This is a genomic window from Microbacterium sp. (assembly GCF_052099035.1).
GTDB lineage: Bacteria > Actinomycetota > Actinomycetes > Actinomycetales > Microbacteriaceae > Microbacterium.
On record NZ_JBQDSX010000088.1, the window covers coordinates 1 to 2,396 of the forward strand.

General features: G+C 65.5%; 3 protein-coding genes. 2 read left to right on the forward strand and 1 reads right to left on the reverse strand.

Annotated elements, in window-relative coordinates; all coding sequences use genetic code 11:
* Positions 1-581, reverse strand: a 581-nt coding sequence (locus ACTIAO_RS15880; RefSeq protein ID WP_441907134.1) for an exodeoxyribonuclease VII large subunit, incomplete at its 3' end; no start/stop codon positions are given.
* A gap of 74 nt (positions 582-655) precedes the next feature.
* Between ACTIAO_RS15880 and ACTIAO_RS15885 the strand changes: the two genes are divergently transcribed.
* On the forward strand, positions 656-1,729 hold the full coding sequence (locus ACTIAO_RS15885) for a 4-hydroxy-3-methylbut-2-enyl diphosphate reductase (RefSeq protein WP_441907135.1): 1,074 nt from the start codon (positions 656-658) through the stop codon (positions 1,727-1,729).
* Positions 1,726-2,298 (forward strand): DUF6264 family protein, encoded by a 573-nt coding sequence (locus ACTIAO_RS15890; RefSeq protein WP_441907136.1) that lies wholly within the window; start codon positions 1,726-1,728, stop codon positions 2,296-2,298. Before ACTIAO_RS15885 ends, ACTIAO_RS15890 begins: the two co-directional genes overlap by 4 nt.
* Positions 2,299-2,396: the final 98 nt, after the last annotated feature.

Genomic DNA, 2,396 nt, shown 5'->3' on the forward strand with positions numbered 1-2,396 from the left:
GCGTACTCGGTGCGGAAGCGCACCTGCGGCCAGCGCAGCTCGGCGTTGCGGTGCACATCCTTCTCGGCATCCGATCGTTCACCGGTGATGAGGCCGATCACATTCGGCAGGAACGGGAGAGGTTTCTTGCGAGAGGGGTCGAACAGGCCTTCCTGACGCAGCTGAGCACGCAGCTTCTCGAGGCGCTCGAGCTGATCGCCGAGTCCGACGTGCTTCATGTTCGCGACGGTGAAGCTGAAGTCGCCGGCTTTGACGAAGTAGTCGGCTTTGACCGCGGCGACGACGTGGTCCCCGATGGCGAGGTCTGCGGGGATGCGCCCGCGCACGCTCGACCACACGCGGATCGAGATCTGCGCATCGGACTGGGTGTCCTTGAGCCGGCCGAAGACATTGCCGCCGCGGACGTTCCACGAGGTGATCTCGCCTTCGACCCAGACGGTGTTCCAGCGAGCGATGAAGTCGCGGATCGTGCCGTTGAGGCGTGCGACCGAGGTCGGAGCATCTGCTGTCGAGTCGCGCGGAGCGACGGCATCCGCTGGGGGTGTCTGGCCGTTCGCCGGTGTCGCTTCGAAGACCGTCATCGGGTCCTTTCGTCCGCTTTGTGCCCGAGCCCGCGTCCAGGCCCTTCATCGCCGCCCGAAGGTAGGATCGAAGGGTGAGCCAGGCCACCGTACATCTCCCCGTTCCCCGCATTCCACGTTCGCGGGCGACGCGGCTTCAGGATATCCCGGTCGACGGACACAAGCGTGTTCTGCTCGCCGCTCCTCGCGGCTACTGTGCCGGTGTCGACCGCGCTGTCGTCGCCGTCGAGAAGGCTCTGGAGCGCTACGGCGCCCCGGTCTACGTGCGCAAGCAGATCGTGCATAACATCCACGTCGTCACCGAGCTCGAGACGAAGGGTGCGATCTTCGTCGAAGAGGTCGACGAAGTACCCGAGGGAGCGAACGTCGTCTTCAGCGCCCACGGCGTCTCTCCGGCAGTGGTGAACGCGGCGTCCGATCGCGGTCTGCACGCCATCGACGCGACCTGCCCGCTCGTCACGAAGGTTCACCGCGAGGCCGTGCGATTCGCACGCGACGACTTCGAGATCCTGCTCATCGGACACGAAGGCCACGAAGAGGTCGAGGGCACCGCCGGGCACGCACCAGAGCGCGTGACCATCGTGAACTCTCCCGCCGAGGCAGACACCGTTGAGGTCAAGGACCCGTCGAAGGTCGTCTGGCTCTCGCAGACGACGCTGTCGGTCGACGAGACCATGGAGACGGTCAACCGTCTGCGCGCGCGATTTCCCGACTTGCAGAACCCGCCGTCCGACGACATCTGCTACGCGACGCAGAACCGCCAGGTCGCGATCAAGAAGGTCGCGAAGGATGCTGACCTCGTGATCGTCGTCGGCTCGTCGAACTCGTCGAACTCCGTGCGGCTCGTCGAGGTCGCGCTCGAATACGGTGCGAAGGCCGCGTACCGGGTCGACTACGCCGAAGAGGTCAAGCAGGAGTGGCTCGACGGTGTCGAAACTGTCGGCGTCACCAGCGGCGCCTCGGTGCCGGAGGTGCTCGTGCGCGAGGTGCTCGAGACGCTGAGTCACGCTGGCTACGCGGATATCGAAGAAGTGCGCACCGCCGAGGAAGACCTCATGTTCTCGCTTCCCAAGGAGCTGCGTCAGGACCCTTCGGGTCAGCGCGATGCGCGTGCCCTCGGCGGAAGAACCGGAGCTGCGTCGTCGTGACGGATCGTCCGCAGTACGGCGAGTATGCGACGCCCGAAGAGCAGCGTCGGCTGGCCGGACTGCCGCCGTTGGATGCTGTCGCCGACGCCCCTGCTGCGACACCCGTGCCGGGATCCGCTGCCCCGCTCGATGCACCCACGAGCTCTGCGTCCGCGAGCACTGCGGCGGCAAGCCCCGCATCCGCGAAGCCTCTCGGTCGCCCGTGGGATCGGATCATCACGATCGCCCTGCTCGCCTACGGCGTGATCAACGTCTTCATGACGGCCATGTCGTACCTGGATCTGCCGACGCTGATGAACCAGAGCATGGAGATCCTCGGCATCGACGGCAAATTCACGAACTTCGCCCAGGGCAAGATCTGGGGAACGGTCGCCGCGGTCGTTCTCGTGGTCGGCTGGGTCATCACCGCCTGGCTGTCGCTGCGGCGACTGCGCCGGGGAAAGCTCACCTGGTGGGTGCCGCTGGTGGGAGCTGCCGTGACGATGATCGTGGCATCCATCTGCATCACGGTGCCGATGATGGGCGACCCGGCGTTCATCGCGTACGTGAGTGGCGCCTCGGGGCAGTAGGATCTCAGCGCTCAGCGGCGTCAACTTATAGGCAAGTGGACATTCTGCCTATATCTTTCGCCGAAGTTATAGGGTGTGGCAACTGGAGCCTCGCGGCG